The sequence below is a fragment of the Streptomyces sp. NRRL WC-3605 genome (assembly GCF_001509795.1).
Classification (GTDB): Bacteria; Actinomycetota; Actinomycetes; order Streptomycetales; family Streptomycetaceae; genus Streptomyces; species Streptomyces viridochromogenes.
In genome coordinates this window covers 1-5,139 of the sequence record NZ_LLZN01000111.1, presented here as the reverse complement: position 1 = coordinate 5,139, position 5,139 = coordinate 1, and the positions used below count along the sequence as shown (strand labels likewise).

Annotated in this window: 1 protein-coding gene and 2 pseudogenes; 2 read left to right on the top strand and 1 reads right to left on the bottom strand. The window is 75.1% G+C overall.

What is annotated here, in order from left to right:
• Positions 1 to 508, bottom strand: a pseudogene (locus ADL34_RS32495) (hypothetical protein); the annotation flags it as partial.
• A 475-nt stretch (positions 509 to 983) separates the two neighbouring features.
• On the opposite strand from ADL34_RS32495, the gene mobF reads away from it, so the two are divergent.
• Both mobF and ADL34_RS36970 read left to right on the top strand, forming a co-directional pair.
• On the top strand, positions 984 to 3,785 hold the full coding sequence (gene mobF, locus ADL34_RS32490; RefSeq protein ID WP_234375160.1) for a MobF family relaxase: 2,802 nt from the start codon (positions 984 to 986) through the stop codon (positions 3,783 to 3,785).
• A 35-nt stretch (positions 3,786 to 3,820) separates the two neighbouring features.
• A pseudogene (locus tag ADL34_RS36970) lies at positions 3,821 to 5,139 on the top strand (hypothetical protein); the annotation flags it as partial.

The following is a 5,139-nucleotide window of genomic DNA, read 5'->3' as shown; positions in this document are numbered from 1 at the left end:
CACCCGGCCCACCCGCCGTCTCCCGCCGCGCCGCCATCCTCCCCGTGGCGCCCGCCTTCCCCTTCCCCGACGCCGCATCGTCCGCGCCCTGGTCCTCGCGTGCCAGGCGCCGCAGTTCCTTGACCCGCTCCACCCCCACGCCCAGCCGCAGCGCGCACCCGGCCACCGGCTCCCCGGCCTCACCCATGGCCAGCACGATCCGCGCCGCCGTCACCCTCGCCGCACCGATCCGCGCCTGGCCGCGCTCCCGGACCCGCGCGATCTCCTCCTCCACCGAGGCGACGGCCGCCGCCTCGTCCTCCACCGCCAGCTCGAAGTCGGCCACCAGCTCGTCGAACGCCGCCTCCTGGCGCAGCCGCTGCGCCTCCGCCTCCTGCGCCTGACGCCGCCGCTCGGCCATCCGTTCCGCGGCCCGCGCGATCGCCGCCTTCCGGCGCGCCAGCATCGCGCTGTTCTTCCCCTTACCCCTGGCCTGGCTCGACGCCACCACGGCCACCTCCCGCCTCATCGTGCGCCCACCCCTTGTGGCAGGCCGCGCCCGGCCAGTCTCAGCCGCCCCGGTCCCCGCCCAAGCCGCCCAGGCGCCCGGGTCCCAGGCCGTAGTACGCCCGTCGCCGCGCCCGGTCCCGCTCACGGGACGACACCCGAGCAGCGGGGGAGGGAACCCCCGGGCAGCGGCGGACCGTGGGCAGGGGCCGGTGCCGGAACCCGGGTGTCGATGGGTGCTGGTGGTGTGCGCAGGCCCGGGGTGCCGGGGCGGTGGGTCGAGGTTGGTTGGTGTGTGGTGGTGTGGTCGCCGGCCGGTGGTGGGTCGGTCCCGGTACACCTCTGGCACTTTTGACGCCTGCCCGTGCCCGGGGGTGTTTTTCCCTTCTGGCGGGACGTGTTCGAAGGTCGTCTCCCGGGGCCTGGGAGGTGCACGGCCTGGGGCGGGTCTTCCTCCGCACCGGCCCTGTACGCGGTGGTCTTCTTACATGGTGGGGATGACAGCGAACGCGTTCACCGCGGGGCGCGAGCGCTACTACCGGCTGGGCCTCGCCCGCGGGGATGGCGCCCAGGGCGCCGAGCCGGCGGTGTCCTCCAGCGTGCCCGGGGTGCCCCCGGGGGTGTGGCACGGACAGGGAGCCGCCGCTCTGAGGCTGTCCGGGGTCGTGAGCGACGCGCAGATGCGGGCCTTGTTCGGGCTCGGCATGCACCCCGACGCCGAGGAGATCGCCGCCCGCCACCTGGCCGCCGGCGCCTCACCGAAGCGGGCCATGAAGGCCGCCCGACTCGGGCCGGCGGTGCCGGCCCTGACCGAACTCTCCCCACTCGACAAGGAGATCGAGCAGGTCCTGGAGCGCGTCGGTGAGCAGTTGTGCCGCCCGCTGACGAAGGCCGAGACGCGAGAGGTGCCGATGCGCTGTGCCGCGCGCGCCTTCGAGGCCGAGTACCACCGCACACCCGCCGACGGCGCCGAGCTCGGCCGGTACCTGGCCGCCCGCAGCGGCCCGCAGCGCCGCGCGGTGACCGGCTACGACCTGACCTTCTCCAACGAGGAACTCTCCCTGCTGTTCGCGCTCGGCGGCCCCGAGGTACGCCGCACCGTCCTTCAGGCCCTGGCCGAAGCGCGCACCGAGACCCTCACCTGGATCGAGCACCACTCGCTGGCGGTGCGTACCGGCCCACGCGGTGTGGTCCAGCAGCGGGCCGAACCGGGGCTGCTGGCCGCCGTCTATCTGCACTACGAGTCCCGCGCGGGCGATCCGATGCTGCACGAGCACGTGGTGATCTCCCCACGTGTGAAGGGCCCCGACGGGCGCTGGCGCAACCTGGACTCGCGGCTCCTGCTGCGCGATGTCGTGGCTGCCAGTGAGCTGTTCAACCAGCGTGCCCTCGAACTCGTCTGCTCCCAACTCCAGCTCGCCACCGAGGAGGTCGAGGTCACCCCGGGCCAGCGGCCGGTGATGCGCATCGTCGGCATCGACAGGCGGCTGCGCACCGTGTTCGCGCAGCGTTCCCACGCGGTGCGCACCCTGGCCGACTCCCTCTTCGACTCCTACCGGCGCCGCCACGGCCGCCAGCCGGACCGGCCGGCCCGGACACGGCTGCAGTGGCAGGCCACCGTGAAGACCCGCCCGCCCAAACGGAAGGCCCGATCTCTGGACGACCTGCTCGCCGGCTGGCGGGCCCGGGCGATCGCGGCCACCGACGAGACGGTCGTCGACAGCCTGCTCGACACCGCCCGCACCGCAGCGCACAACCGGCCCGCCCCGGCCGGGTTCGACGCCGCGGCGGCGGCCGGCGAGGTCCTGGCCGCGGTGAGCGAGCGGCGTACGACGTTCCGCCGCCGCCACGTGCTGGCCGAGGCGCGCCGCTACCTGATGCGCACCCTGGCAGGGGCCACCGCCCCACCCCGGGCGGCCGAGGAGATCACCGAGAAGGTCCTCGCCCACGCCGACTGCCTGGACATCACCCCACCCGAGATCAACCCACCCCACCCCGATCTGCAACGCGCGGACGGCACCAGCATCTACCGGCCGATCGGCTCGGCCACCTACACCACCCGGTCCCTGTTCGCCGCCGAGAACCGGCTGCTGGCCGCCGCCCGCACCCCCGTGATCCCGCCGGTCGGACGGGGCACGTTCAACCGCGTCGCCGCCCTGAACCGCGGCCCGATGGACGCCGGACAGCGGGCGCTCGCCGCCTCCTTCGCCTGCTCCGAGCAACTGCTGCTGGCCGGACTCGGCCCGGCAGGCGCCGGGAAGACGACGGCGATGAAGCTGGTGGCCCGGGCCGTGGACGCAGCAGGCGCACGCCTCATCCCGCTCGCACCGTCGGCCCGCGCGGCAGAAGTCCTCGGCAGCGACCTGGAGCGGCGCGCCCACACCCTGCACGCGTGGCTGCACCAGCGCAGCCACGCCGCCGCCGGCGAGACCATCGACGGCAAGACCGCCGATGAGGACTTCCGCTTGCGTCCCGGCGACGTCGTCCTGGTCGACGAGGCGGGCATGGCCGGCACCCTCCTCCTCGACCGGGTCCTCGCGGATGCCGCGGCCGCGGGGGCGGTGGTGCGCCTGCTCGGCGACCCCCACCAGCTCGCCGCCGTCGAAGCCGGCGGAGCCCTCAGACTCATCTCCCGGGCCGGCAGGGCGATCGAACTCGACCAGCTGCACCGCTTCCGGGTCCCCGGGGAGGCCGACGCCTCCTTGATCCTGCGCGACGGCGAGCAGCCCCGGGAGGTCTTCGACTGGTACCGGGACAAGGGCCGGATCGTCGCCGGAACCTACGAGGCGATGTGCGACATGGTCTTCAACGCCTGGGCCAACGACCGGGGCAAGGGGCTCACTTCGCTGATGACGGCCGCCGACACCGCGACGGTGATGGCGCTCAACCTGCGCGCTCAGGACCATCACATCGCCGTCGGCTCTGTCGACACCCGGCGGGCCGCACCGTTGCGGGCCGGGCAGCGCGCGCACGTCGGCGACATCATCGTCACCCGTCTCAACCGCCGCCGCATGACCGTGCGCGGAGGGCGGGACTTCGTGAAGAACGGAGACACCTGGACCGTCACCCAGATCCTCCCGGACGGCGACGCGGTGATCCGTCACACCCGGCACCGCGGCCGCATCCGTCTGCCCGCCGACTACCTGGCCGCCCAGTGCGAGCTCGGCTACGCCGCCACCATCCACCGCTCCCAGGGCATGACGGTCGACACCTCGCACGCGCTGGCCTCGGCCCGCTCCAGCCGCGAAGGCGTCTACGTCCAGCTACCCGCGGCGCGCGCACCAACCGCCTCTACGTAGCCCTCGAGGACGGCGACCGCCTCGACGACGTCCTCGTGCAGGTCGCCGCGAGGCGGCGCGCCCATCTGTCGGCGACCGAGTCGATCGCCGCCCTGCAGCGCGAGATCGCCGCGCCCGGGCAGTTGTCGGCGGAGTTCGCCGACGTCGCCGAGCGCGCCACCACTGCCCGGCTGACCGGCCTGCTCGAGCGCGCCCTCGGCGCGGAGCGGGCCGCGATGTTCATGGCCGCCGACGCCTACCCGGCCCTGATCCGCGCCCTGCACGACGCCGAGCGCACCGGATTCGACCTGCCTCGCCTGCTCGAGAGCACCCTGCGCGGGCGCGGTCTCGGCGACGCGGACGACCCCGCAGCGGTGCTGACCTGGCGGCTGCGTGAACGCCTGCAGGACGCCGCCGAAGCCCAGCAGGAGGGCCGGAACCGGCCGCTGGCCGCCCTCACCATGGCCCAGTTGCACACCCTCTCCCGGCTCGCCGCCTCCCACCGGGCCGCCGCCCGCGAGGCGCTCAAGGCGGCCGACGCCGCCTTCACCCACCTGCCCGCCCCGGTCACCACCCGCGCCGGCCACACCCACCCCGCCTGGGACGAGCGCCCCATGGGGGAGCTGACCCGCCACGAGCTCGCCGCCCAACTGGCCACGGTGCGCACCCAGATCCGCTGGGCGCAAAAGAACAGAACCCCGCTCTCCGACACAGCCCGCCACGTGATCGCCGCCCTCACCCGCGAGTCCCAGCTGCGCCGCGCCCTCGCCTGGCGCGACGCCGCACGCGAGGACTTCCAGCGCGAGCGGGCCACCTCCACCGCCGCGCCCGGCGCCACCTCGCTGGCCGCGATCCGCCGCAACCTCACGACACGGCGCACCTCCACGGCCGACCGCCGGCACTCTGCGCGAGCCGCGCTGGCCCGCGCCGACGCCGTCTGCGACAAGGTTCACGCCGAGCTCCGCTTCCGCGAGCGCCTGCCCGACCACCCCCCGCACCGCCCCAACCCTCGCGCTCCGATACCCGACTGGGCCGCCGACTCCCACGCCCTGACGCACCCCGACACCCCCGAGCACTGGACCGGCCACCTCGCCGAGCGCCACCGCATCCTGGCCCGCTCGCTCGCCGACCGCGGCCACACCCTCGCCAACTCCCCGCCCGCCTGGGCCCGCCCGCTCGGCACTCCGCCGCCCACCAGCGCCCCGCGCCGCCGCCACGCCTGGCACACCACCGCAGCCCTCGTCGAACTGTGGCGCACCCGCCACGCCATCAGCGGCACACCCGGACTAGGCCCGCGCCCCGCCGACCCCAACCACGCGGCCGGCTGGGACGACCTCGACGCCCGCATCCGCGCCCTGACCGCACGCCGCCGCCC